General features: G+C 41.9%; 19 protein-coding genes and 1 CRISPR repeat array. Of the genes, 12 read left to right on the top strand and 7 right to left on the bottom strand.

Translation table 11 applies throughout. From position 1 onward, the window contains the following. Positions 1–12 precede the first annotated feature (12 nt). Positions 13–597: a CRISPR direct-repeat array (repeat unit 35 nt; unit sequence GTCTTAATCCTTGTTCTAATGGATAATCAAAATAC). Positions 598–1,667: 1,070 nt separating this feature from the next. Then, positions 1,668–2,339: a CRISPR-associated endonuclease Cas6 gene (locus tag C510_RS0114825; RefSeq protein WP_018712058.1), complete on the bottom strand. Its 672-nt coding sequence runs from the start codon at positions 2,337–2,339 to the stop codon at positions 1,668–1,670. 162 nt (positions 2,340–2,501) lie between these two features. On the opposite strand from C510_RS0114825, the gene C510_RS0114820 reads away from it, so the two are divergent. The 7 genes from C510_RS0114820 to C510_RS0114790 are packed head-to-tail and all read left to right on the top strand — an operon-like array spanning position 2,502 to position 10,375. Continuing rightward, positions 2,502–3,119 carry an NYN domain-containing protein gene (locus tag C510_RS0114820; RefSeq protein ID WP_018712057.1) on the top strand — a complete coding sequence of 206 codons (618 nt, stop codon included), beginning with the start codon at positions 2,502–2,504 and terminating at the stop codon, positions 3,117–3,119. A 4-nt stretch (positions 3,120–3,123) separates the two neighbouring features. Continuing rightward, entirely contained in the window at positions 3,124–4,653 is a 1,530-nt protein-coding gene (locus tag C510_RS0114815; protein WP_018712056.1) for a Cas10/Cmr2 second palm domain-containing protein, read from the top strand. A 13-nt stretch (positions 4,654–4,666) separates the two neighbouring features. Continuing rightward, positions 4,667–5,359, top strand: coding sequence for an RAMP superfamily CRISPR-associated protein (locus tag C510_RS16695; protein WP_018712055.1), 693 nt, complete (start codon positions 4,667–4,669; stop codon positions 5,357–5,359). Beyond that, positions 5,356–6,825 (top strand): hypothetical protein, encoded by a 1,470-nt coding sequence (locus C510_RS0114805; protein WP_018712054.1) that lies wholly within the window; start codon positions 5,356–5,358, stop codon positions 6,823–6,825. Before C510_RS16695 ends, C510_RS0114805 begins: the two co-directional genes overlap by 4 nt. A 1-nt stretch (position 6,826) precedes the next feature. Next, complete coding sequence (locus C510_RS0114800) at positions 6,827–8,218, top strand: RAMP superfamily CRISPR-associated protein (protein WP_018712053.1); 1,392 nt, start codon at positions 6,827–6,829, stop codon at positions 8,216–8,218. Beyond that, entirely contained in the window at positions 8,199–8,642 is a 444-nt protein-coding gene (locus C510_RS0114795) for a TIGR04423 family type III CRISPR-associated protein (protein ID WP_018712052.1), read from the top strand. The genes C510_RS0114800 and C510_RS0114795 overlap by 20 nt, the downstream gene beginning before the upstream one ends. Positions 8,643–8,656: 14 nt before the next feature. Beyond that, on the top strand, positions 8,657–10,375 hold the full coding sequence (locus C510_RS0114790) for an RAMP superfamily CRISPR-associated protein (RefSeq protein WP_018712051.1): 1,719 nt from the start codon (positions 8,657–8,659) through the stop codon (positions 10,373–10,375). A 551-nt stretch (positions 10,376–10,926) separates the two neighbouring features. On the opposite strand, the gene C510_RS0114780 is transcribed toward C510_RS0114790, so the two are convergent. Continuing rightward, entirely contained in the window at positions 10,927–12,207 is a 1,281-nt protein-coding gene (locus C510_RS0114780) for a hypothetical protein (RefSeq protein ID WP_018712049.1), read from the bottom strand. A 371-nt stretch (positions 12,208–12,578) separates the two neighbouring features. Between C510_RS0114780 and C510_RS0114775 the strand changes: the two genes are divergently transcribed. Beyond that, positions 12,579–16,676, top strand: coding sequence for an AAA family ATPase (locus C510_RS0114775; protein WP_169336147.1), 4,098 nt, complete (start codon positions 12,579–12,581; stop codon positions 16,674–16,676). Positions 16,677–16,750: 74 nt separating this feature from the next. Here the strand turns inward: C510_RS0114775 and C510_RS17250 are convergent, their stop codons facing one another. The 4 genes from C510_RS17250 to C510_RS0114760 form a co-directional block, all read right to left on the bottom strand. After that, positions 16,751–16,918: a DUF362 domain-containing protein gene (locus C510_RS17250; RefSeq protein ID WP_007557742.1), complete on the bottom strand. Its 168-nt coding sequence runs from the start codon at positions 16,916–16,918 to the stop codon at positions 16,751–16,753. A gap of 120 nt (positions 16,919–17,038) precedes the next feature. Further along, positions 17,039–20,008 (bottom strand): serine hydrolase domain-containing protein, encoded by a 2,970-nt coding sequence (locus C510_RS0114770; protein WP_018712047.1) that lies wholly within the window; start codon positions 20,006–20,008, stop codon positions 17,039–17,041. A 3-nt stretch (positions 20,009–20,011) separates the two neighbouring features. After that, complete coding sequence (locus tag C510_RS0114765; RefSeq protein ID WP_025892891.1) at positions 20,012–20,857, bottom strand: bifunctional metallophosphatase/5'-nucleotidase; 846 nt, start codon at positions 20,855–20,857, stop codon at positions 20,012–20,014. Between the two features lie 19 nt (positions 20,858–20,876). Next, on the bottom strand, positions 20,877–21,635 hold the full coding sequence (locus C510_RS0114760; protein WP_018712045.1) for a 5'-nucleotidase C-terminal domain-containing protein: 759 nt from the start codon (positions 21,633–21,635) through the stop codon (positions 20,877–20,879). A 205-nt stretch (positions 21,636–21,840) separates the two neighbouring features. Between C510_RS0114760 and rplS the strand changes: the two genes are divergently transcribed. Further along, positions 21,841–22,197, top strand: a complete 357-nt coding sequence (gene rplS / locus C510_RS0114755) for a 50S ribosomal protein L19 (RefSeq protein ID WP_018712044.1) — start codon at positions 21,841–21,843, stop codon at positions 22,195–22,197. Between the two features lie 187 nt (positions 22,198–22,384). Here the strand turns inward: rplS and C510_RS0114750 are convergent, their stop codons facing one another. Next, positions 22,385–23,362, bottom strand: a complete 978-nt coding sequence (locus C510_RS0114750; protein ID WP_018712043.1) for an ROK family protein — start codon at positions 23,360–23,362, stop codon at positions 22,385–22,387. A gap of 144 nt (positions 23,363–23,506) precedes the next feature. Here C510_RS0114750 and C510_RS0114745 point away from each other — a divergent pair, with 144 nt between their 5' ends. From C510_RS0114745 to C510_RS0114735, 3 genes are read left to right on the top strand one after another with little or no spacing between them, the layout of a single operon-like run. Beyond that, positions 23,507–24,226 (top strand): ABC transporter ATP-binding protein, encoded by a 720-nt coding sequence (locus C510_RS0114745; protein WP_018712042.1) that lies wholly within the window; start codon positions 23,507–23,509, stop codon positions 24,224–24,226. A gap of 13 nt (positions 24,227–24,239) precedes the next feature. Then, entirely contained in the window at positions 24,240–25,490 is a 1,251-nt protein-coding gene (locus C510_RS0114740) for an ABC transporter permease (RefSeq protein ID WP_018712041.1), read from the top strand. Positions 25,491–25,492: 2 nt separating this feature from the next. Continuing rightward, a complete protein-coding gene (locus C510_RS0114735; protein ID WP_018712040.1) occupies positions 25,493–26,737 on the top strand; it encodes an ABC transporter permease in 1,245 nt (414 codons plus the stop codon). Positions 26,738–26,788: the final 51 nt, after the last annotated feature.

The raw sequence follows: 26,788 nt of genomic DNA, 5'->3' as shown, positions 1-26,788 counted from the left end.
GGTATGTTAGTGGTCTTAATCCTTGTTCTAATGGATAATCAAAATACTACGATGTGGATGACAGAATTACAGCAACATTCGTCTTAATCCTTGTTCTAATGGATAATCAAAATACGTAGAAGTACACGACACCATATGGTATCCTGTACGTCTTAATCCTTGTTCTAATGGATAATCAAAATACTTCTGGGATAAGGTGGAAACTAAAGCCCAAGACGTCTTAATCCTTGTTCTAATGGATAATCAAAATACTCAACCTTGGCACCAGCTTGGGAGCCGGATCTATGTCTTAATCCTTGTTCTAATGGATAATCAAAATACCGAAGTAGAGTTATATACCGCTTCTGATATACTGTCTTAATCCTTGTTCTAATGGATAATCAAAATACTCAGAACCCGTATGCAGTCACTCCTGTGTCTGGGTCTTAATCCTTGTTCTAATGGATAATCAAAATACATCACCGAAGCCTTTGGCCACGGCTTTTTGCGTTAGTCTTAATCCTTGTTCTAATGGATAATCAAAATACTACAGAAAGAAGCCCAAGGTAAAACTTTCTTATGTGTCTTAATCCTTGTTCTAATGGATAATCAAAATACAACCTAAGAATCAATAAGTTAAAGAACTCATGATTTCTTTTATTTGACAAATATAGTGAAATAAATCAATAAGTTAGCTATTTGAGGCAAAAATTTTCGCAAATCTACCTTTTTTAGAATGTCATTCTAAAGAAAATCAGCTGTCTGTTTTGCTTAATTCGTTGATATATAGCTGATTGATTCGAATAATATTTTCGCAAATGAAAAGGCTGTCTAAATAAGAATCTACATTTGCGAAAAAACGCTGTTTGAGGGATGTGTAACAAGCTGAAAGTCAATGCTCATTTTTTAAGACTAATTCCATTTTTTCGCAAATGATTTCCGGATTTCCTTGAAAAAGGAGATTTGCGAACTTTTTGAGAGAGACCCGGAATGAGGGTAAATGTCAAATACCTGTAAATGAGTAATTTGTGCAGTTTTGAATTTTCGCAAATAAAAATCTTTACAAATCGACAGGAAAAGATCGATGAAGGGGCAACCACCGGATTTGAAAGCGCTTGAATATGAAAAATCAAATGAAAGAGAAAATAAAGATTTGTTTTTATTTTGTATTCTTTTTAATGGATTTTCTGACACGCGCTTTCTTTTTTCGGGGTCATCCAGCCGGCGATAATGCATAAAAATAATATATTTATACAGAAAATAGTGGATATATGCACATTATATACATTTTCCGGCCTTACAAACATTAAAAGACATGCGCACAAAAAATTTTTCTGACTAGGGAAAAGCGGACAGACATACGCAAAGACAGAGAGAAACGCCTTGAAGTTTTTTAAACTACGGTAAATATCCTTTTAAAAACGCCTGAAACGAGCTGGAACAACAACCGGGAAAGCTAAACTTAAACTACCAAGAAGATATATTAAACCGAACTTCCGCTACACAAAAACAGAAAATATCCGCATACACAAACATAGAATACTTAAAAACACGATATATCCAGACATATCGGAAAATTGCCATTCATTTTCCTTTCGTTCTTTAGGCATCTGTTAAGGTTCATGTCCGAAACAGACGATTCTCAGTCCGCGTAAATAGCAGAATGACATTCTGTAAGCTTTCTGGGATTAGCTCCTGTGAGCCAAAGTAAGGATGCCGCAATTAATGCTGGCATTCTTCCCCAAACCGATGTACGGAGGCAGGGACAGGTTGGCTGTAAAGATGAGGTCAAAAGCCAGCAGGTTGACGCCTTTGTTCGGGATGGTATACATGCGGGTAATTTCTTGAATTCTACAGGTGATTTTCTCGTCCAAATAGATATTCACTCCTTTCAGGCAGGAAAGGATATTCCCTACCAGTATTTTCTGTAGGAAGTGCATCCGCTGGTCGTCCCTCTCGAGTGTCCGATAGGTTTGATAATTCTCACGGTTCAGCGGGATCCATCTCCGCAACCGGTAGCGGGTCAACCGCTCCGTGATTTCCAAAGAAAATACGGCAGGGCGCAGGTAATCTACTTCCAGACACAGTTCCTTCTCTCCGATCCGTATCCGGTCGGTATAATGCGAAAAGAAATGCCCGATGGCTTCTACTCCTTCTTCGATGCAGAGGATAGCAGCACATCGATGAATCAGTTTGTACTGTATCAGCGGATAAGCATATCGGTAGTTCTCCTCCGTATGGTTATGAAACAATACATTGCCTTTATCCGAGGCGTGAATAATGGCTCCACGGAACCATTTGATTTCATCCGGCTGTAACTGGTTGCGGAATTTCAAGGTAAGGATTCGGATATTCCCCATAATGCGGTGTGTTTAGATTAGATTTGATACAAATATAAATCAATATTCCTAAATAATAGATACAGGCATGGCAAAAGGTAAAAAAATCTCTATTTCTCCTTACATTTTCTTTAAGGGAATCATTCTTTTTACTATATTAGCCAAACTTAAATCTTAATAGCTATGAACACAGAAAACAAATCCATAGGCATTTTCATTGACGGGGGCTATTTCGCAAAAATCAATGAAGCGCTCGAAGACAATTTATCACTCAATATCCAGATGAAGCCGTTGTTCCAATTCATCCGTACGGAAATAGCCCGTAGGCATGAACTGGATTTGAACGACTGTTACATTACCGAAAGCCATTATTTCAGGGGAAGGTATCGGGTGAACGATGCGAACAGCAAACACCTGTTGTTCAAGGAACGTAAGTTTGAAGACACATTGATAGAAAACGATGTAATTTTCCATTACAAGCACCTGCGTGAAGTCCAGAAGGACGGCGATATCACCGTTATCGAGAAAGGAGTGGATGTCTGGTTCGCTCTGGAGGCCTACGAGCTTTCCCTGTTCCGTAACTTCGATTTCGTAGTGCTGATAACAGGCGACGCCGACCACGAAATGCTGGTAAAGAAACTGAAGTCGCTGAAAGTTCATGTCGTCCTGCTCACATGGAACGTGACCGAACAATCTGCTACTGCCAAACTGCTGCGTGAAGAGGCCTGTACGCATATCGAGATGAGCGATATGATAGCGGAAGATAAGGAATTATTAAACAAACTATGTCATAAAATCTAGCTTTATGGGAAAACGTTATTTATATGGGGCTGCTGTACAGGGTATCCAGAATTTTATTTTCCAGACCAATGAACTGAAAGATATTGTAGGAGCCAGTGAGTTGGTCGAAATGGTCTGCACATCAGCATTCGACGATTTTGGCAACGACCCTTTAAAATCCATTGTCCGGGCAGCCGGAAATATCAAATACGATTTTGATGATGAAGAACAATGTAAGAAAGCTGTGTTGGAATTTCCTAAAAAAGTTCAAGGCATGGCTCCGGGAATCACCATCAGCCAAGCTGTCGTGGAATATAATCCGGAAACAGATTTTGCGGATATAGTAAAACAGTTGGAATCCTTTTTACGGATACAGCGTAATTGCCCTGCCAGAAGTAATGTTCATGGCCTGATTGGAATTCGTCGTTCTCGAAAAACCGGATTACCGGCGATAGCGGTTCAATACAACGATTACTTGGATGAACCGACTTTCAAGAAAAAAGAAAGAGCGGAAAAAGCCACCTATAAGGTTTGTGAAAAAGCCTTCGGTGTCAATTTTGTCCAAAAGTACAAGGATAAAATACCTTTCAATATAGGAGAAATAACGAAAAGGAATAACTGGATAGCCATTGTTCATGCGGATGGTAATGGATTTGGAAAGATTTTTCAGAAAATCGGTAAAGACAAAAACAAATTGGCCTCCTTCAGCAGAAAAGTAAATGAATTGACACAAACAGCCGCCTATATGGCTTTTATGAATATAAAAAATGCAATCGAGGTAGAGCTGAACACATCCGGTTGTTTCATTCCTATACGTCCGATAATACTGAACGGCGACGACCTGACCATCATCATAAGAGGTGACCTGGCGATACAATATACAAACGAGTTCCTTCAGGAATTCGAAAAAATAACGGCCAAGGAACTACAATCCGAATTCGGAAGCGGACTTACGGCATGCGCAGGCATAGCTTTCATCAAGTCATCCTATCCGTTTTATTACGGCTATGCCTTGGCAGAAGATTTGTGTGCGAGAGCGAAAGCCAAAGCCAAGCAATTGAATGAAGATTTAGCTCCTTCATGCCTGATGTTTCATAAGGTACAGGATAGTTTTGTAGAGAACTACGAAGAAATTATAGAGCGTGAACTGACTCCATCTGTAGGGCTCTCTTTCGAATTCGGACCTTATTTCATCGATATCGACAAGCAAACCGGATATTGGACTATCAGGGATTTATTGGATTCCCAGAAAAAGTTGACAAGCGAAGAAGGGAATATTATCAAATCTCACTTGAGAAAATGGATTGAACTGTTGTATGTGCCGCAGGAAGATATAACTAATCGCAACAATGATGAAGTAGGAAATGGTCTTGCAGAACAGTATTTGAACCGATTCAAATCATTGTTGTCTGATAAGTCATTATCTTTCTCTAAAGAATTGACCACAGGAAGACATGATAGAAGGGTGAGGAATCATATAGAAAAAACGATTAAGACTTATCCAACGTATGATGTCTTGGCCCTTCATTCAATTTATGAAGTAGTAACGAAATAAATAGCGGAATATTATGGAAACAGATACATTAAATCCGTCAAAGGTATATACTGTTACCTATCGTTTGAAGTTCTATAGTGAATGGCATTGCGGGTCCGGATTGGGCGCAGGCGCAGATGTCGACGCACTGGTTGTAAAAGACAAGAACAAATTGCCCTATGTACCAGGAAAGACAATCAAAGGATTAATACGTGAAGCTGTTGAAAACATTTTAAGATTTGAGGGGTGGACAAAACGAAAGAAACAGGATTTTATTATTGTGTTCGGGAATTCGGCAGACAGAGATTGGAATATCTTGACGGGGCCAGATTCTAAAGGTATAAATCCCCAGATAAAAAGTCTGTCATTTTTTACGAATGTAGAATTAGAAGATTCTTTGAAGGAACTTATACTCTCAGATATTAATAATGTAGAAGAAGCCGAACGGTATTGGCACTTTTTATACAATTCGGTAGCTTCCATCTCAATCAATGAACAAGGAGTAGCCGAAAAACAACATTTAAGGAAACTTGAAACTGTAGTACCCTGCGAATTGGTAGGACAAATTCTAAATGTGCCGGGATCTTTTGTTCCAGTGTTGCAAAAAGGAATGCAGTTTGTCAAACGGCTTGGACAAAACAGGAACCGTGGATTGGGTAGGTGTGATATAATTTTTGAATCTTCAGAAGAACCGGTATTAGCTTTGCAGGAAGGAGGCGTAGTATGAAAAAGATTCAGTTCAAATGTACATTGCTGTCAGATGTGATTTTAAGTGTCAAGGCTGCTAGTGAAGGTAATCAAAGTACCTTGGACTTTATTCCCGGAAATAGTTTTCTAGGGATAGTAGCCAGTCAGTTGTACAAGAAAGAAACATATCGAGAGTCATTCGAAATTTTTCATTCCGGCAAAGTCAGGTTTGGGGATGCACATTGCGCTAAAAATGGCATAAGAAGTGTGAAGATACCATTGGTGTTTTATTATCCCAAATTAAAAAAAATGGAAGAAGAATGTTATGTTATCCATAAAGTAACAAATCTTTCTTCTGATGAAATGATTCACAAACAATTAAAGCAATGCCGTTCCGGTTTCTATTGCTTTAGCAATGAAAAGATACTGAAGACATTTTTACCGAAAACGTTTGCTATCAAGTCGGCATACGATAAGGATTATCGTCGCTCGTATGATGAAAAAATGTATGGCTATGAGTCGTTGAATCAAGGAGCTGAATTTTATTTCGACGTTACTTTCGATGATGCAATCACAGATATGGTTCAGTCAAATGTAAAAAAGGCATTAGAAGGAGTACATCGTATCGGACGCTCCAAAACAGCTCAATATGGCCTAGTCAAGATAGAGACATGCACTTTCGACAGTTATAATTCAAACTTACCTAAGTTCGTAAAAACAGGAGAACTTATAGAAGTGTATGCAGATGGACGATTGATTTTTATGGACCAATATGGTGTACCGACTTTCCAACCTTCAGCAGAAGATTTGGGTATACCTGAGGGTAAAATCCGTTGGGATCTGTCACAGGTACGAACATTCCAATATTCACCTTGGAATTTCAAAAGACAAGCCTATGATGCTGACCGTTGCGGCATCGAGAAAGGAAGTGTGTTCATTGTGGAAGTCCAGAAGGAAACTTCTTTGGAACATTCAGGTTTTGTCGGGTTTTATCAGAATGAAGGATTCGGGAAGGTCATATATAATCCGGATTTCTTGGGAGCTGATTCAAATGGGAGAATTTTATATCAGTTCTCTAAAGAAAAGGATACTGAGGCTATCTGTAAAAAAGAGAAGGCTTCAACTTTGCAAGAGAAATATATTCCTGCTGGAGATAGCTCTTTATTAGTATATCTGCGTAAACGTAAGGAACAGGAACAACAGAAATACAAAATATACAGGGCTATCAATCAGTTTGTCAATGGCAACAAAGACTACTTTAAAGGGACAACATTCGCTTCCCAATGGGGTGAAATCAGAAGTATCGCATTGAGGAGCATCAATGACAATGAAGTGATAGACAATATAAGGACATATATTGGCCATGGTATTAAGGAAAAGGATTGGAATGTCAAGAAACGCAAAGAACTGCTGCTTAAATTCTTGGAAACACATTTAGGAAATGGTATGAATATGAAGGAACTGGTTATTAATCTGGCTTCTGAAATGGCTAAAACATGCAAGTAATATGAATGAAATAAAATATAATTATCGTTATCTGGCACGATTCATTATCGAAGCAGTTACACCGTTAGCTGTCGGTTCGGGTGAAAAAGATATTGCATCCGATTCGTTAGTTATGCGTGATATCAATGGGTTACCTTATATACCGGGAACTGCCATTGCGGGAGTGTTAAGACATTGCATCGGAGAAGAAAAAGCAAAGGCCTATTTTGGCCGTCATGATTCAACTTCTCCCGAAGGTCGTCACGGTTCTGATTTGATTATCACTGAAGCACGGATGATAGGTAAAGACGGACAGGTTGTCGACGGGCTACAAAATATCAATTATTCCGATGAGTTTTATGCTCATTTTCTGGAACTACCTGTACGTCAGCATGTATGCATCAGTAACAAAGGAACAGCTGTTGCAGGAGGAAAATTTGACAATCAGGTAGTATTTAAAGGTACACGTTTCTGTTTTGAGATCGAGTTACTGTCTTCCAATGCAGACAGAAAAAATGATTTTGATGATATTATCAAAGCTTTGCATTCAGGATTCATTCGTTTAGGTGGAAATACTCGAAAAGGTTTCGGACAGATTGAAGTCCGTTCGTTAAGAACGGCTGTACTTGATTTGTGTAATCCTGATGAATTGGATTTATATTGTGAGAAAACATCTTCTTTAAATGATAAATACTGGAAGGCATGGCGTAAAGATTATCAAGTGGAAAAGACCTCTTCTGACAAATATGATAAATATGAACTCAAAATTAAGCCTGAAGATTTTTATTTGTTCGGATCGGGTATGGGAGATGAAGAGGCTGATATGACTCCTGTAAAATCAACTTATATTGAATGGAATGATGAGGGGAGACCTTATTTTTGTGAAACACCCTGCATATTGATTCCTGCCTCATCCGTCAAAGGGGCTATTGCTCATCGGGTTGCCTTTTATTATAATGCCAATACTTCCCATTGTGCGGATGACCAGATGACAATAGAAGAATTAAATGTCTTAAGCGGTAGTAACAATCTGGCTGTAAGGGAATTATTCGGATATATAGGCAAAACAGAAGAAGAACAGAAGCCCGGTAATGTCTTCATTTCAGATATCATTTCCTCTAATCCGGTAGATGACAAGATATTGAATCATGTTGCCATTGATTATTTCACAGGTGGAGCAATCGGTGGCGCATTATTTTCAGAAAAAGTATCATACGATACTCATACGTATACGTTGACTTTATTGCTTCAGAAAGCTGAATATTCAAAAGGTGTTATAGAAGCATTGGAAAGTGCTTTAATGGATATATGCCGTGGAATGTTGCCACTAGGTGGCGGAGTAAATCGAGGGCATGGCTACTTTAATGGTGAATTATTTAAAAACGGAGAGCTTTATGGAAGGAAATCAGAATAAAACAACAGATTGTTTTGTCGAGGACTTATCGCTTGTTATTCCTCAAGGGGAGTATACCGGGTATATTTGGATGAGTGATGAAACGACTTGTAAAGTCTTTAAAAATCAAAGTTTAGATAATGTACTCCCAAATAAAATCGATAATCCTTATATTGCGGAAGGCTTCTTGTGCAATGATAAATGGTCTTACAGCATTAAGTTTCTGAATGGGAAGTATCATTTCAGTAAATTTAATCTTGAAAAACTTAAAGGTGTAGAATATGAGTGTCATGAATATCTTCCCTCATTTAAGGATAAAGAGGTAAAGAAAATATGCTTTAATGAGTATTGGCGTCCTGAAAAGGATGAAAGATGTAATGGCTTTGAGACACTCAAACCGGCTGAATTCGTGTTTGTAGGATTTAAAATGAAAACTAAAGAATAACAGGAGGGTTTTATATGATACGTGCACCTTTTAACTTTATACGATTGTCTGATCAGGTTTTTTTCCCTGAATGGGCAGATAAGATATCACACGACGTTCCCTTTATCGATTGGTTCAGTGGAGTTATATCACTGGATATTACAGCTGTATCTCCTGTTTTTGTACGCAATGGACATACACAGGAAGATACAAATAATACGGGTAATGATCGATATAATTCATTTAGTCGGATAAATGAGAAATATTTCATTCCAGGTACTTCAATTAAAGGAGCGGTACGTAATGTTCTTAGCATTATTAGCAATGGGAAGATACGAGTAGATAAGAACCTGAAATTTGCTAAATATAAAAATACACCATTTGAGATTCTGCCTCTAAAACACCGATCATCTGAATTCGACTTAGCTGATTGTATATTTGGAGTGGTTGATGAAGATTCTTCATTAAAAGGAAGAGTTTCTTTTGGACATGCGTTTTGCACAAATGGACGTCCTCAAGTTAATTCTAAGGGGGTAAGATTAGTGCTAAGTTCACCGAAAGCTTCTTATTATCCAATTTATATAGAGCAAAACGGTAAGAATGGTAAAGTACGATATAAAACATACAATGACGATGACGGACAAATTGCAGGCTGGAAACGTTATCCTATACGTAATGAAGTTTGGGGAATAACCACTGGTAGCGATTTACTAGATACATTTTTGTATCCACTGGATACGAACTCCCATTTTACTTCTAAAGTGAGATTTTTTAATCTGAATACATTCGAACTAGGAGCATTACTGTCTGCTCTTACTTTTCATGATAATGAAAAAAACGCTTATTACCAACTGGGACAAGGTAAACCTTTTGGATATGGCAAAGTCAGAGTGAAGGTTCAGCTAAATTGTCTGGAAGGAAAATTTGTCAAATTATTAAAGGATGTTGATGCTTTAAAAGTGCTTATGGCATATTATGAAAGCCAAATGCAATTAAGAAAATTTCCATTGAAAGCAAGTTTATCGAAACTATTACCCATGGTTAGTAGTTCGGTTTCAGGGCATAATTTTGAATATATGACCATGTCTAATGTGAGGGCTAATAATGAGTTCTTACAAGAAGAGAAAAAAAAGAATTATTTACTACCTTTTACAGAACCATGTTCTGCAGCATTTCATTCTTTGTATAATCAATATGCACCAGTGGTTGATAATTTAAAAAATCAAATAGCTGATTTGTATAATAGCCAACAAAAAGATCGGGAAATTAGAATTGCAGAAGAAGAGCGAAGAAGACGAGAAGAAGAATTTAGGCGGTTAGAACAGGCTCGTATTGATGAAGAACAAAGGCAACAAAAAGTAGATTCATTAAAACAAGAAGGTTATGAATTAAAACAAAAACAAAATTATCAACAGGCTCTTACTTCTTTTGAAGAAGCATATTCCATTGAAGAAACATTAGAACTTAAACAACTGATTGATGAATGTAGGAGTAATTTGAATAAACAACAACGCCCTATTAATGAGTGTATCTTAAATAAAATAAGTTCTATTCCTGCTTATACAAACAATATAAGCAAATGGCTGAAGCTGAATAATCGAGATTTATCAGACGATGAAAAGCAGCAAATATTGGAACATGTTTTGGATGCTTATAATAAATTGAATAAAAGTAGCAAAAAGGACTGGAAGAAATCATTGAAAAAATTAAAAGAATTATTAGGTATGGATATTTCTGGCTTGTTTAAAGACTGAATTCTAAGGTCAGTAAAATGAATGAAGGAGCTAAAAGAAATTTGTTGTCGGGCCTCCTTAAATTATGCCTTTAAGGACAATAAGAATCTTTGAGCTCCTTCACAATTAAAATCACTTACACGGCAAAAATAAAAAGGCTGCATTCAATCGTCCGAACTACCACGGTTACACGTCAGAAGCTGATAATCCCTAAATTGTACAAATTTAAATACGGATCGTTTCTCATTACCAATCTGCTCACTGACGCGTTGGGTAGTAGATGCTACTACCTTATAACCTTTATTTACTAGAAGGGTAACCATCATGAAAGTAAAGACGGGTTCTCCAACCACATGTACAACTATTTTATTTGGGGGAGAAACACTAGAAAATTGTTCCACCTGGTTACAATACGACAGAGCAAGCCGATAGACCTGCTCTGTCGTATTATTGGGGTCTATTAGGGGGAATGGAATATCTACTATGTCTCCATAGTGACGAGCTGCTTTCAACTGATTTTCTTGCCAAGTCTCAGACGGGTGGTTTGATAGATTTATAAACATAACCGTAATTTATGCGTTTTCTACTTTTTCTGTAAACAGTTCATCGAATTGAATCATCATGACGTTTGGATTTGCTTTTGCCAAACCTTTAGCTCCCTGCCTAACATACACCATTTCTCTGCGACCTTTAATGGCATTTAAAGTCAAGGCACTAGTAACTACAGCAGTACCAGAAGTAATATTAACAATAATGTTTTCATCTGACAACCGATACTTCCTCATCATTATAACCAATTTATCATAACACTTTTCATTACAATCATCAAAATCATTGTAATCAGCGGGGTCTGTAAAATCAATCTCTAGATTGGGTAAATCAGCTATTCCTTTCTTCTTTAGAAAATATTTCACACTTTTATTTATTAAATCTGTATAAATTTCTTCTATTTCAGCAAGATATTTTTTTTTCCGTTCGTCTAATACAAACTCAAGCTTACCTTTACAACTATGAGATAAAAGAATTGCTTCGATTTTTGTATCATCAGCAGCATCTAAACAATCTGGAACAATTAAACCTTTTTCTAATAAAAGAGATTTTAAAGTTTTATCTTTATTCATTTTATTAATTGAAAAATCTTCATATTGTAAATAAACACGAAGCATCCGTGCTTTAAAAGACGCATATGCTTTGTCCAATGAATCTCCTGTAGCTTCTATTTTTAACAGACTCCACACTAATTCTATTTTATTAGGCATAAGTATTATCATTGTTTTTAGATTCTTATAATCTTCAAATGGATATGTCAGCGGCTCAATCGTATGATATGGCTTGTTTTTTATTAAAGATATACCAGAAATCAACAATGTTCTGCTGTCATTATTTATCTCTTTAGATTCTTTATAAATTGTAGGTTTGGTTAGAATAACAGTAATAAATCCTATAAAATACACGAGTATTCGATATAGGGAATAGTCTTCTTTTGCATAGTCCATACAAGCATCAGGAATCCAGGCAAAATAAAAAATGAATGACAGGACAAAAAGTATGTCTACCCAATTTCCTGAACAAGAGCTGGAAATCAATATCACAGCTTTTTCTTTAATTGTCGGATGCGGACGATTCACTCTCCTTTCTTTATTTCTTGTAACAAAATTTCTTATAAAGTAGAATAATAAAAAAAACACGACAATTAATAAAAACATAACTTTCATTAGAGTATTCCATTTATAAGGAAATGGTTCAAAAGGCAATTCTAATACTATCATTTTATCCCATAAAATGACGATAAAGAACAAGACAACAATTTGCAAACAACCCAAAAATTGGGCAAGACCATATTTAATTTTCATAAAAACAAGAATTTGATGGTTTTATTATCCCGAAAGGTAGAAAAAACTATCAATATAAACAATCTATATTCATACTTTTTGCTATTGAAGCACCTGATTTCTAGAATAGCCACCATTTTACCGCCATAAATAGATCCACAGAATAAATTTGGACAAAATTTATTTCATAAATCCATATTAATTTCGTAAATTGCTGAATTAAAGCTAATAAAGTAATCAATAGTTTTACACGTAAATAATTTATAAATTTTATTCCTATGTCATACTTCTCCTCCTATTTCACCAACTTGTCTGTTTCCAGCCTGTCACAGGTTTTGGAAAAATTATCCCGTACCTGTCTGTCTATTCCTGTTCCCCGTACCTCCCGATCAATGAAAGAGGAACTAGAATATACAGGCGATGTTACCGATTTGCTCTATGCGGTTTGTGTATTTCGCCGACACGTGCTACTGATAGGATTCGATGAGCTTCCGGCAAGTGAGCGTGGTACTTGGCTGGCCGATGAAGAAGGATATCAAAATGAGGCTCCACTGTATTTTTCGGAGAGTAGTCACCGTACTTCTCCGGTGTTTCTGATGAAGTTACTCCGTTCATCGCTTGCCACTTTATCGGAAGAGAAGTATGAAACATCCATCCTCTTAGTATGCAATTATCCGATTATCAACATAGAAGATATGCAGGAAGAATGGGAGGAAGAAGGTGTATGGGTCGCTCCGTCCTGTCCGTCCATCGAGGGCCTGAAGACTGGATTGATGGACCAGTTGAATGATGAAAAACTTCGGGGCGCTTTGTTGTCACTGTACGAACGAAGTATTCCAGACTTACTGAAATCTGTACAGCAAAAAAAGAAAAATGTGACAGAAGACATCATTTCAGAAACAGAGGATACAATGTGGAAAAACGATTCGGAAGAGGAGACAGATTTCGAAGATGAATTCGAGAAAGTGCTGAATGACTTCATTACCTGCGGACTGGAAGAAAATGATACGGAGAGTCCATTACTGGTGGAAGTAAAGGAAAAAGCGGATATCCCGATAAAGGGAACATGGAAGGAATTTCTGGATAAAGAGAGTACTCTGTACCAGTCTTTGGAAAAACTGGACTGGGAAGTCGCATACGGTACTCCAAAAACAGAACTGGACTGGCGGAAATCGGGAAAACTGGAATGGGTGGCATGGCCCGAAGCGAAACTATGGATACGTGTTACGACTGCCTTAGAAAGGGATGCAGTCTTTTTCGACTACCTGGAGGGAGCTGAGGTATATCTCGTAGACCATGAAAAGTATGTGGTGCGGGAGGAGAAAATACGACGTTGTGATATATGGAAGGATCAATGGGCAAAGATTTGTCTGGAAACTTTGCCGTTACAAAAGGGGGCTTCTTTGGGAGAATGGACGAATGGAGAAATTCTGATTGTGAAGGATGAAGTAGAGCTGGCTGTTCTGCCGTTGCGCTGGACGTACCTGCCGGCAATGCCCGATGTCCTTCGGTTCCGTGATGTCCGGTTGTACAGAAATGTTTCCTCGGTTCTGGAAACGTCAGACAGTACTACCGCATTGAGTTGTTTTGCCAGGAAAGGTTTACGTAATGTTTTGGCTGTCTATCGGGCGGAAAATGCTTGGGAAAAAGAATTTCCGGCGATGTTCCGTTGTCGTCTTTACGGAGATGTAGGTAATCTGCTGGCCGAAAAATATGTAACGGCATCTTTCCATGCCGACAGTAAGGAAGTGATAACACCGATACAATGGGGGAAAGCCGACGGCATTACATGGAAAAAAGCCCGTTACATGATTGAGGTGAGATTCAGGGAAGAAGTAGCCTTCTTTGCATTCTTTGAAGTAGGTAAAAATGACGTATCAGGTGTCTGTCGGAAAGATGAGACTACACCTACTGAAGGAGATGGCTCAGATTCAACTTCCGGTACAAAAACAGAAATGAGTTCTTGGGAAGAACTGCAGGAATTGCACGGAATGGATGAGTTCAGACAACGGATGGAAGAACTGGCTGCCTACAGACGATATATGGACCAACGGGGAAACATGGGATTTCAGACACCTTTGCCACCCTTACACATGGCTTTTATGGGAAACTCAACCACTAAAAAGCAGAAAGTGGCCAATTTATTGGGAAAACTGCTGTGCGACCTGAAATTTCTGAACAACGGAAAAGTCACCTATGTAGACTGGGAAGAATTTGTACAAAAAAACGCACGGAACAAATCCTTTACAAACGAAGAAGTATCGCTGGCAGACAATGTCCGTGCCGCTCAGGGGGGAATCCTGTTTCTTGACCGGGTATCTCCACCATCGGTCTGGGATGACAACAATGCACCACGTAATATAGAAAAAGAGGTATGGACAGACTTGGTGTCACGGCTGCAGAAAGACGATCAGAAGAACTGGGTCCTCGTACTATCGGGAAATGAGGCCATGATAGAGGAGACAATCAATCAATTCGACGAACTGTCCGAGAACATTCCCCCGCAAAACCGGTTCCACTTTGCAGACTATACACACGATGAGTTGATGGAAGTGGCATTTTCGTATTGCCGGCAGCATCATTACCGCCTCTCCGAGGATGCGGTAGATGCATTACGTAATAAAATCCAAGAAGAATTTATATGGACTGCCGGAACATGCAACAACTCGGAATTCATCGAGAACTTGTTTACAAACGAAATACTGGAGACTATGGCTCTCCGTGTCAGCAAACTGAAATTTCCTACTGCAACAGATTTAATGACCATCCGTAAAGAAGATATCCCGATGACTCCGAAAGAGAGCGGCAATGATATGCAGAAATTGAAAAAGATGGTAGGATTAGGCAGGCTGAAAGCCAACATCGAGAATCATCTGAATATGGTCCGGATGATGAAATGGCGCATGGATAAGGGGCTGGAAGCCTCCATGCCTCCTCTGCACATGATTTTTGTAGGAAACCCGGGTACCGGAAAGACAACAGTAGCTGACTTCATCGGAGAAATCTATGCCTCCATGGGACTGTTGTCGAAAGGAAAAGTCATTAAAGTTTCCCGTAACGATCTGGTAGGCCAATATCTTGGTCATACGGAAAAGAAGACTCAAGAATATTTGAAGCGAGCGGAAGGCAATGTGCTGTTCATCGATGAAGCATATTCCCTGTGTGCAGACGAAAACGGTAAGGACTTCGGACACCGGGTGATTGAAATCCTGTTGACTGTACTGGATAAGGACCAGGTGGATATGCTGGTGATTCTGGCTGGCTATCCGGAAGAAATGAAAAAAATGGTTGAAACTAATCCGGGCCTTCCTTCCCGTTTCCCATATACCTTCTATTTCAACGATTATTCGGTAGACGAACTGATGCAGATAGCCAGAAATTATGTAGAAAACAAGCATTATTTCTTTACACCCAAGGCATTTCAGACTCTACGAACGTTGGTGGAACGCCAATATGAGGACAAAGACCGTTACTGGGGAAATGCGCGTTTTATCGTACGGCTGATTTCTTCACAAATCCTTCCGGCCATGGGGAGCCGTTTAGCTGCTTTGCCTGCCGAAAAACGGGAAAACAAACGGACACTCCAGCAGATCTGTCTGGCTGATGTACAAGCATGCGATACTGTCAATCAGGTAGAACCGTTTGAGGAAGAAGAGATTGAGCAGGCACTCCGAAAACTGGATGCGATGGTAGGTCTGAACAGGGTAAAAGAATCGGTTCACAATTTTGTGACAGTTTCCCGTTATCTGCAGAAACGGGGACAGTCTTACTTCCGTGACGAACCACTGCGATGGAACTTTGTAGGAAACACAGGTACCGGCAAGAGTACGGTAGCCGGTATCCTGGCTGAAATCCTCCGAGCCATGCATGTACTGAATCGTGGAAATCTGGTAGAACTGAAAGCCGAAAACCTATACAATGTTCCGGATTATAAAGTGGACGAGCTTATCCGGAATGCCATGAAACAATCCGAACAGGGACTGCTGTTTGTAGACGGAGACGCTCCGATGTTCAAGAATCCGCAGACACGGTTCAACGGCCAGGAACTGCGTTTCAAGCTGAACTCCCTGATGATGGAGCTTCCGGGAAACTATGCGGTGGTGATAGCCGAACAGACTCCGTATGGCCGAGTATCAATGAACAACGAAGTTCCAACTGTTCTACCGGAAATGGACCATACCTTCTACTTCGAGGATTATTCCCCCGAAGAACTGATGGCCATTCTGTCAATGTGTCTGGAGAAACGGAATTTGTATCTGGAACCGAATGCTGTATCTCATATCAAAAAATATATTGGGGAACTGTGCGAGAATCGACCATTGGGTTATGCCAATGCCAGGACCATGAGTCTTCTGGCAAAAAACATCACTGATAACTATTTACTTCGTATCAGCATGACAAATAAAGTACATAACGGTCAAGTCATTCTGAAAGATGTGGAAAAATTCGTATGGAAAACTGTATTACAGCGGAAAAGAGTTGGATTTTAAAATACCGTCCCAAATAAAAAAGGCCACCCGTTTACGGGCAGCCTTGTTAGTTTGTCATACAGACGATTGTAAGATTATCCCAAGTGAATAGCTTCAGAAGGACAAACGTCAGCGCAAGTACCACATTCTGTGCAAGCGTCTGGGTTGATAGAATATTTGTCACCTTCTGAGATTGCTCCTACCGGACATTCATCGATACAAGTACCGCAAGCGATACAATCGTCACTAATTACGTAAGCCATTGTAGTAAAAAAGTTAAGTTATTATTAGTACTAATTGATGGTACAAAGGTAGCATTTTTAGCATAGATTGTAACATCAACATTACACTTTCTACCTAATTTGTATTTCGTCTAAATAGGCTCATTTCATCAGCGAATGATACATCACCTGCTGGATACGGGGACGGATGTTCAGCTGCATCAATGCCTTCCGGTCAAACGGATGCGGATAGATACGGTTACTCAGGAAGACAAAAATCAGTTCATTGTCCGGATCGACCCAAGCACAGGTACCGGTAAATCCGGTATGCCCAATGACCGAAGCCGGCGCCTCCTCGGCACAGGGATTGCTTGCCTCCCGTTCCATGTCCGGTTTATCGAACCCCAATCCACGACGACTGTTTTTAGCCTTAACGGTCAGGAAAAGCTCACAGGTAGCACGGGTCAGGTAACGGCGGTCGCCCAATACCCCTTTATCCAACAACATCTGATAGACTTGAGCCACATCGCGTGCCGCAGCAAACAGGCCGGCATTACCGGAAACCCCTCCCATGAAGGCAGCTGCCTCATCGTGGACATATCCCTGTAAAGGACCTTTCCGAAGGAAGTCTTCTTTCACGGTAGGCACAATCTGCGACTTTTCAAATTTACGGAGCGGATTATAGGTTATGTGCGTCAAGCCCATCGGCCGGTAAAAGACACTGTCCAGGTAAACATCCATCGAAGTTCCGGAAACAGCTTCCACCATCTCCTTCAGCAACATGAAATTCAAACAACTATAGCGGTAGGAATGTCCTTTCAACGGCGCCTTGACAATCTCGTCCAAAACTACCTTACGGAACTCCTTCTTCAGATAAATACCATCAGCCACCTGCAACGGATATTCGTCCGAATAGGTATCGGAAACATATTCCGGCTTATAAGCGAAAGAAGTACAGGCATACAGATTATCATCTACCTGCACCTGATGATTGGCATCGCGCTTCTTCCGGAACAGCCCTCCCTTGCAACTTTTCAGGTCGATGGCTTCCATGTAGAAAGGCAGATAAGCCGGCAGACCCGATTCGTGGAAAAGCAGTTCCTGTACGGTCAGATTTTCCTTGTTCGTCTTGCGGAGCTCCGGTATGAACTTAGACACCTTATCAGTCAGCCCGAATTTCCCTTCATCGTAGAGTTTCATGACTGCCAGTAAGGTACCTGTAGTCTTCGAGAGAGAAGCCAAATCATATAAATCATTTTCCCTGACCGGGGTTTCCTCTTCGTAGGTATGAGTTCCGAAACATTTGTTGTATACCGGATAACCTCCCTTCTGAATGAGGACGTGACATCCCGGATAAGCGCCGTTACGGATCCCTTCCCAAGCGATGGAATCTATCTGAGCCAATATGGATGCATCCATCCCGAAATCTTCCGGCTGGTACGAACGTGAAGCGTTCGGGTCGACAACGACACCGGCGCCTGCCAGTAAGGTTTCGCTAAGCGGAATGGACAGTTTTCCATTCACCAGTTCTTTTCCCAATAAAACACGTGCCACATATCGCTGGAGCTTATCGGTAGAATCGTGTGCCAGAATCACTGCCGAAGCCTTATTTACTGTCTGCGGAAGCTTCTCCAACACTTTCTGCGGTTCAAAACAGATAAGGACCAACGGCTTGTCGGCTGCCAGTTTCTGCAACCAGGCATCATAGGCATCGACATCCGAAGTATGAACTGCAACAATGACTCGTTGTGCCGGACGTAACCGTTCTTCAATCACTTTCAATGAATCCTGGCTGACACGCACCCAGGAAAGAGACATTTTTTCGCGCAAGTCCTTATAAAGAGGATAAGTCTCCGACAAGGTTTTCGATACACTGAGCAACACGTTGCCCGACAACGACAAATCCAAAGGCAACCACTCATTGTCATCCTTCGCTACAGTGACGGCAGCCTGTTGCAACTCCTCTATCAACCGGGTCGTTTCGGGAGTTGACAGGCGATTCTCTAATCCCTCGGAAACGATTTCCGGAGTCCGGTTCAAACCCAACGCATATTTATAGGTCAATACCTTCCGGCAGTGTTCCGTAATTTCTTCTTCCGTCAACTTTCCTTTCTTGACAGCTTCCAGAACGCCGGCCATCGACTTCTTCAGATTACGAGGTGCCAGCAGCAGATCATTGCCGGCTATCAACGCCTTGGCACAGACATCTTCATGTCCGGCTATACCTTTCATCTCCAAGGCATCGGTAAAGACAAGTCCCCGGAAGCCCAGTTCCCCTTTCAAAGTCTTTTTTACAATATCCGGCGAAACCGAAGCAGGCTCCACTCCCAGTTCAGGCACTTCCAGATGGCCGACCATCACCCCGTTGATTCCTGCATCTACGGCCTTACGGAACGGATAAAGTTCAACACTGTCCAAACGTTCCCGGGAAAAGCCCAAGTATGGCAGAAACTTGTGAGAATCCACATCGGTATCGCCATGTCCGGGAAAATGCTTACATACGGCTACGATACCACCGTCCTGCAGACCCTGCATATAAGCGATGACCTTTCGCGAAACATTCTCAGGATCACTGCCGAAGGAACGTACATTGATGACCGGATTATCTGGATTATTGTCCACATCGGCCACAGGTGCAAAATTCACATGTACCCCGATTTCATGCAACTGACGGGCCACTTCACGTCCATAAGTATAAAGTAACGAATCCTGTTCGATACATCCCAAGACCCGGTTTTTCGGAAACGAAGGAGTTCCTTTCAGCCGCATAGCCAGTCCCCACTCGCCGTCGAAAGTAATCAACAAGGGAATTTTCGACTGTCGCTGTGCCAGATTGGTAAGCTGTACCTGTTTCTGCACATCACCTCCCGAGAACAACAAGCCACCGATTCCATATTCCTTGATGGCCGTAGCTATATTCTCCTTGTTCTTCTGCGTAATAACCGGTGCTACTGTATGAATGAACAGTTGTCCGATTTTCTGTTTCAACGTCATCGATTGAAGCTGTTCGTCCACCCATTTGCGACAGGCCACCGTATCGGTTATCTGATTCAGTACACCGATTGGCTGGGCAGTCAACTGCCCCACCAGCAGCAATCCTATCAATATCCAACCTACTCTTCCCTTCTTCATACATCAATCCTTTTTCAGTTTGACTACCATTTTCCCGACAAAAACGGCACTTTTTCCCATCTGCTGAACCGGAATTTCTTTCCCATCCAGGTTCTGATAGTACTTAGGACCTTCAAAATAAGAGTGGGAATGTCCGCCCAAGACCACATCGATGTTCCGTGTATTCTCAATCAGCTCTACATCCGAATAAGGTTCGCCTTCCCATCCGAGATGAGACAGGCAGATAACCAGGTCACAGTTCTCCTGATTCTTCAGGATATCGGCCACACGCTGTCCTTCAGCTACCGGGTCCTTAAACTTGACATTTCCATAGTTTTCCTTTGCTACCAGTCCGTCCAATTGCGCTCCCAATCCGAAGACACCGATGCGGACACCGTCCCGTTCGATAACAACATACGGCTTTACCAGACCTTCCAAAACTGTACCCTGTACATCATAATTGGCACACACTATCGGATATTGAGCCAGTTTAAACAGACGGGCCATGTTATCCAACCCGAAATCGAATTCATGGTTGCCGATGGTTCCGGCGTCATATCCCATCTGATTCATCAGACGGACTTCCACTTCCCCCTTGAACAAATTATAATAAGGCGTACCTTGTGAGAAGTCTCCGCTATCGAACAGCAACAAGTCCTTATGTTCCTCCCGCTGCTGCTTGATGAAAGCGGCCCGACGCAACATACCTCCTTTACCGGCCAATAACGTATCGGCGTATTCCGTACTGAACGGCTCTACCCGACTATGCATATCGTTCGTATGAAATATGTAGATTTCCTTATCATGCTGAGCGGAAAGGATTCCGGTTGACAGACATATCCACAATAGGAACAAACTCATTTTTTTCATCTTCTATTCTCCTTTCTTTTCATTTGACAACAATACGGCCTTCTACCTTGGCCTGTACAAAAACTCCCTTTTGTTCGCATTCCTTGACATAATTCAACAATGCGTCCCGCAAAAGTCCGTCTGCCGGAAAAGTCTTCGACTTTGCATCGCGGAATGCCGTCATCTTATCGTTCCCTTCGGCCAGGTAATCAATGGTAGCTATCCGATAAACGGCCTGCGGATCTATGGCTTTCCCTGCGACAGTAGCCTCCAACAGTTTTCCGTCTTTCGAAATGACCAGACGGGCTCCACTCAATCCCTCACCATGCAGAGCGGCAATCTGTTCAAACAGCCTCAGCAAGGTAGCTCCATCCATCGTCAGCAGACACAGAGCATTTTCGAACGGAGTGATTTCGAACACATCCCCGTAAGTGATTTCTCCTTCAGAGAGCGCGCTGCGGATTCCTCCCATATTCATGACCGCTACATCCACTTTTTCGCCGGTCAACTTGGCTGTAGACTGCTTGATGACATCAGCCAACAGATTCGACAAGGGTGATTCCGGTCGATAAGAAACCAGATTAGCGGCCGAATGACCGATAACGGGAGACATGATGCTGTCTTTCCGTAACTGATAAGTCTTGAGCAAAGCTACCGCTCCCGCATCCGGATCTTTATCGTATACGGATGTCATGGCTACTCGCCCACCTTCTATTTCCGTCACTGTATAGCTGGAAGAACAGGCATACAACGATAACATTCCGGCCAACAGGCCTACCTTCATGTAATTCTTTATCATAAAAATTCTCCTTTATTTCATTTGAATGGTCAAATTTAGCCAAAAAAGAAAAGTCAACCAACATTCCACAAAAAATAAACAACCTTTATTTGGTCATTTGAAAGAAAATAGCTTACTTTGCACCGCTTTCGCGCAATCGCTGTCAAAGAAGAGTTACTTGATATGTTGCGTTGTAACGATCAAACAATTTAATTTAATAAGAACAATGGATTTAATTAAAATTGCAGAAGAAGCATTTGCTACTGGCAAACAGCATCCTTCATTCAAAGCTGGTGATACTATCACAGTAGCATACCGTATCGTTGAAGGTAACAAGGAACGTGTACAGATGTACCGTGGTGTTGTTATCAAAATTGCAGGTCATGGTGATAAGAAACGTTTCACTGTACGCAAAATGTCAGGAACTATCGGTGTAGAACGTATTTTCCCGCTGGAATCTCCGGCTATCGACAGCATCACTGTCAACAAAATCGGTAAAGTACGTCGCGCTAAATTGTATTACCTGCGTGCTCTTACTGGTAAGAAAGCTAGAATTCAGGAAAAACGCGCTAACAACGCATAAGCTGAAAACTATTATTCCTTACATAAAAAACCGGTCAGTTTCTCTGATCGGTTTTTTTATACCCGATTGTCTCGCTTTTTCCCAACAAAAAACATTTTATCTCCTTCCAAACTAAAAAAGGCTGTTTGGACTTTCTATATAAAACCCAAACAGCCTTCAAACTGTCTATCAGAAATCAGGGAACCGATTAGTTTTCTCTGACTTCCCAGCCCAATGCACTTGCGCCCAAAACAGCCGCATCAGCATCCTTCAACTGAGAAAGCAGCAACTTCGTCTTTCCTGCATAAATTTTCAATACGTTTTCATCCAATGCCTTCTGGATAGGCTTCATGATATAGTCACCCGATTTAGCCAAACCGCCGAACAGGATGATTGCTTCCGGACTAGAGAAAGCAATGAAATCTGCCAAAGCCTGTCCCAAGATAGTACCGGTAAATTCGAAGATATCCAATGCCAGCTTATCACCCTTCACAGCAGCATCGTATACATCCTTAGACTGGATTTCATCAGCCGGAATATCTCTCAACAAACTCGGTTCAGTACGCTGAATCAGGAATTCGCGAGCTGTACGTGTTACACCTGTAGCCGAGCAGTAAGTTTCCAAACAACCCTTACGGCCACAACCGCACTGACGACCGTTGCGATTGACTACCACGTGACCCAACTCACCGGCAAAGCCATCGTGTCCGTATACCAACTGACCGTTGATAACGATACCACTACCGACACCTGTACCCAAAGTAATCATGATGAAATCCTTCAAGCCACGAGCTGCGCCATAAGTCATTTCACCAATAGCCGCAGCATTCGCATCGTTTGTCAAGGCAGTAGGAATGCCCAACTGTTCTTCAAACATAGAAGCCAATGGAATCACACCTTTCCAAGGAAGATTTGGAGCAAACTCGATTGTACCGTTGTAATAGTTTCCGTTCGGAGCACCTACACCCATACCTTTAATCTTATCTGCACCGCCTACTTGCTGAATCAGTGGAACCAGTTTCTTACATACGGCATCCACATATTCTTCAATTTTATCATACTGCTGAGTCTTTACTGAATCAGTAGCCAATACATTACCACGTGAATCGACGACGCCAAACACCGTGTTTGTTCCGCCGATATCCATACCAACCACATATGGTTTCTCCATGTTGTTCATGTTCATGACATTAATTTTATTTAGGGTTAATTTTATGCACAAATGTAAAGAATACCCCAAAATAGAACAAATATTTTTCCCATTTTATTTACGAATTCCTGTAACTTTTTCTAATTTCGCAATGTTTTACTGACACAAACCTTAAAAAACATGATTCATTTAAAGGACATTCAAAAAACCTATCACGCCGGAGCTCCCCTTCATGTATTAAAAGGAATCAACCTGGACATCGAGAAAGGAGAATTCGTTTCCATCATGGGAGCCTCCGGATCAGGCAAGTCTACCCTACTTAACATTCTGGGTATTCTGGACAACTACGATTCAGGAGAATATTACCTGAATAACGTATTGATTCGCGACCTGAGCGAAACCCGTGCGGCCGAATACCGCAACCGTATGATTGGATTCATCTTCCAGTCCTTCAACCTTATTTCTTTCAAAAATGCCATGGAGAATGTGGCCCTTCCCTTGTTCTATCAGGGAGTAGGACGAAAAAGACGGAACGAACTGGCCATGGAATACCTGGAAAAACTGGGTCTGAAAGAATGGGCACACCACATGCCCAATGAATTGTCCGGCGGACAAAAACAGCGTGTGGCCATCGCCCGTGCACTGATTTCAAAACCTCAAATCATCCTGGCCGACGAACCGACAGGAGCATTGGACAGCAAAACTTCGATAGAAGTGATGAACATTCTGAAAGAGCTGCACCGGGATGAAGGACTCACCATCATCGTAGTGACCCACGAAAGCGGTGTGGCCAACCAGACCGACAAGATTATCCACATCAAAGACGGAATCATCGGAGAAATAGAAGAGAATCTGAACCACGACGCTTCTCCTTTCGGTGTCAACGGATACATGAAATAACACACCTCTCACCATGACAGATCTGATACAAGAAATCTACGGAACCATCATGCGCAACAAACTGCGCACCGCCCTCACAGGCTTTTCCGTAGCCTGGGGTATTTTCATGCTTATTGTTCTATTGGGCGCCGGAAACGGCCTCATCCATGCCTTCGAAGGACAGACGGCAGACATGAAGATGAACTCCATGAAAATATATCCGGGAAATACGAGCAAGCCCTATCACGGCTTGAAAGAAGGACGAAACATTACCTTGAACGAAGGAGACCGGAAACAGACGGCCCAAAGTTTCCCCGAACACATCATTACGACGGGAGCTACTGTCAGCCAAAGCAATGTTTATCTGAGCTATGAAAAAGAAGCCGTCAGCATCACGCTGGACGGAGTCTTCCCCAACTACACCGACCTGGAAGCTGCCAAACTGAAGAAAGGACGGTTCATCAACGACCGCGACATCCGTGAACGACGGAAAGTCATCGTGTTGCATGAAAAAACAGTAGAGCAACTGTTCCCGAAGACAGAAGCCATCGGAAAGTATATCCAGGCACAAGGAGTGGTTTATCTGGTTGTAGGCATCTACGCCGACCAGAACAGCTTTTCTCCCTCGGCCCTGGTACCTTTCAGTACCGTCCAGCTGGTCTATGGAAAAGGCGACAGCATTGACAACATCGCCTTCACGACCCGTGGTATTACCGATGAGGCAGCAAGCCAGCAGTTCACTCAGGACTACCGTGAAATGATGGGACAACGGAAACAGTTTGCCGCCGATGACGAAAGTGCCATCTGGATTTGGGACCGCTTCACACAGTATCTCCAGCAACAGGCAGGAAACGAGATTCTGCACATTGCCATTTGGGTAATCGGTATCTTCACCCTATTGAGCGGTATTGTAGGAGTCAGCAACATCATGCTGATTACCGTACGCGAACGTACCCACGAATTCGGAATCCGCAAAGCCCTGGGTGCCAAACCCAGCTCCATCCTGTGGCTGATTATTTCGGAAAGTGTGGTCATCACCACCTTCTTCGGCTATATCGGCATGGTAGCAGGCATTGCCGTGACAGAGTACATGAACATCGTAGCCGGCAAACAGACCATGGATATGGGAGTATTCTCGATGACTTTCTTCGAAAATCCGACCGTTGACCTGGGAATTGCCGTACAGGCTACCCTCACCTTAATCATAGCGGGAACACTGGCCGGACTCTTCCCAGCACGGAAAGCAGTCCAAATCCGTCCCATCGAAGCACTTAGAGCAGACTGATTATGAAAAAATTCGATTTAGATACATGGCAAGAAATACTTGTCACCATCACACGCAACAAGACACGAAGCTTACTGACAGCCTTCGGTATCTTCTGGGGCATCTTCATGCTGATTGCCCTGATGGGAGGAGCCAAAGGCATGCAGGACAAGCTGTCACAGCAATTCCAAGGTTTTGCCACCAATTCGGGTTTTTTGGGGACGAACCTGACCAGCAAGGCTTACAAAGGTTTCCAGCAAGGACGATACTGGGACCTGGAAAACAAAGATGTGGAACGCATCCGCCGCAACGTAGACGAAGTAGATATCGTCACCCCCAGTCTGGCCAAATGGGGCATCAATGCCGTTTACCAGGATAAGAAGATTTCCGGTACCTTGAAAGGACTGTATCCCGAATATGGACAGATAGAAGAACCGCAGATAACCATGGGACGCTACCTGAATGACATGGACATCCGTGACCAACGGAAGGTATGCGTCATCGGTAAACGTATTTACGAAACCCTTTTCCCGGGAGGAGAAGACCCCTGCGGAAACTACATTGAAGTAAACGGAATCTATTACCGGGTAATCGGCGTAAGCATGGCCAGCGGTAACATCTCCATTCAGGGAAGGTCCGAAACGTCCATTATCATTCCTTTCAGTACCATGCAGAACAACTACAACTTCGGACAGAAAATCCAGTTGCTGTGCTACACGGCACGACGGGGATATTCCATCAGCGAAGTTGAAAAGAAAGTAGCTCAGGTAGTGAAAAAAGCTCACCTCATCCATCCGGACGACAAGCAGGCACTCATCCAAGTAAATGCGGAAGCCATGTTCACCATGGTAGACAACCTGTTCTCGGGTATCCGTATTCTGGGGTGGATGGTCGGACTGGGTACCTTGCTGGCCGGTGCCATTGGAGTCAGTAACATCATGATGGTGACAGTCAAGGAACGTACTACCGAAATCGGTATACGCCGGGCCATTGGAGCCAAACCGAACGATATCCTACAACAGATACTGTCGGAGAGTATCGTACTTACCCTTGTTGCGGGCATGGCCGGCATTTCACTGGCCGTCTTTCTGCTGGATATCATGGAAAGCGTCACCTCTACCCCCACTGCACCCGTCGGTTTCCAGATAGGATTTGGCGAGGCCATAGGTGCCTACATCCTGCTGATTGTATTGGGACTGCTGGCCGGGCTCTTCCCGGCTTACCGGGCCATGGCCATCAAACCGATAGAAGCCATCCGTGATGAATAAGAAAAACATACACACCGAAATAAAACGATAACAAAGAACAAAAAAACATTT

The organism is Phocaeicola barnesiae DSM 18169 = JCM 13652, assembly GCF_000374585.1.
GTDB classification, from domain to species: domain Bacteria; phylum Bacteroidota; class Bacteroidia; order Bacteroidales; family Bacteroidaceae; genus Phocaeicola; species Phocaeicola barnesiae.
This window is presented reverse-complemented; position numbering and strand designations above follow the sequence as displayed.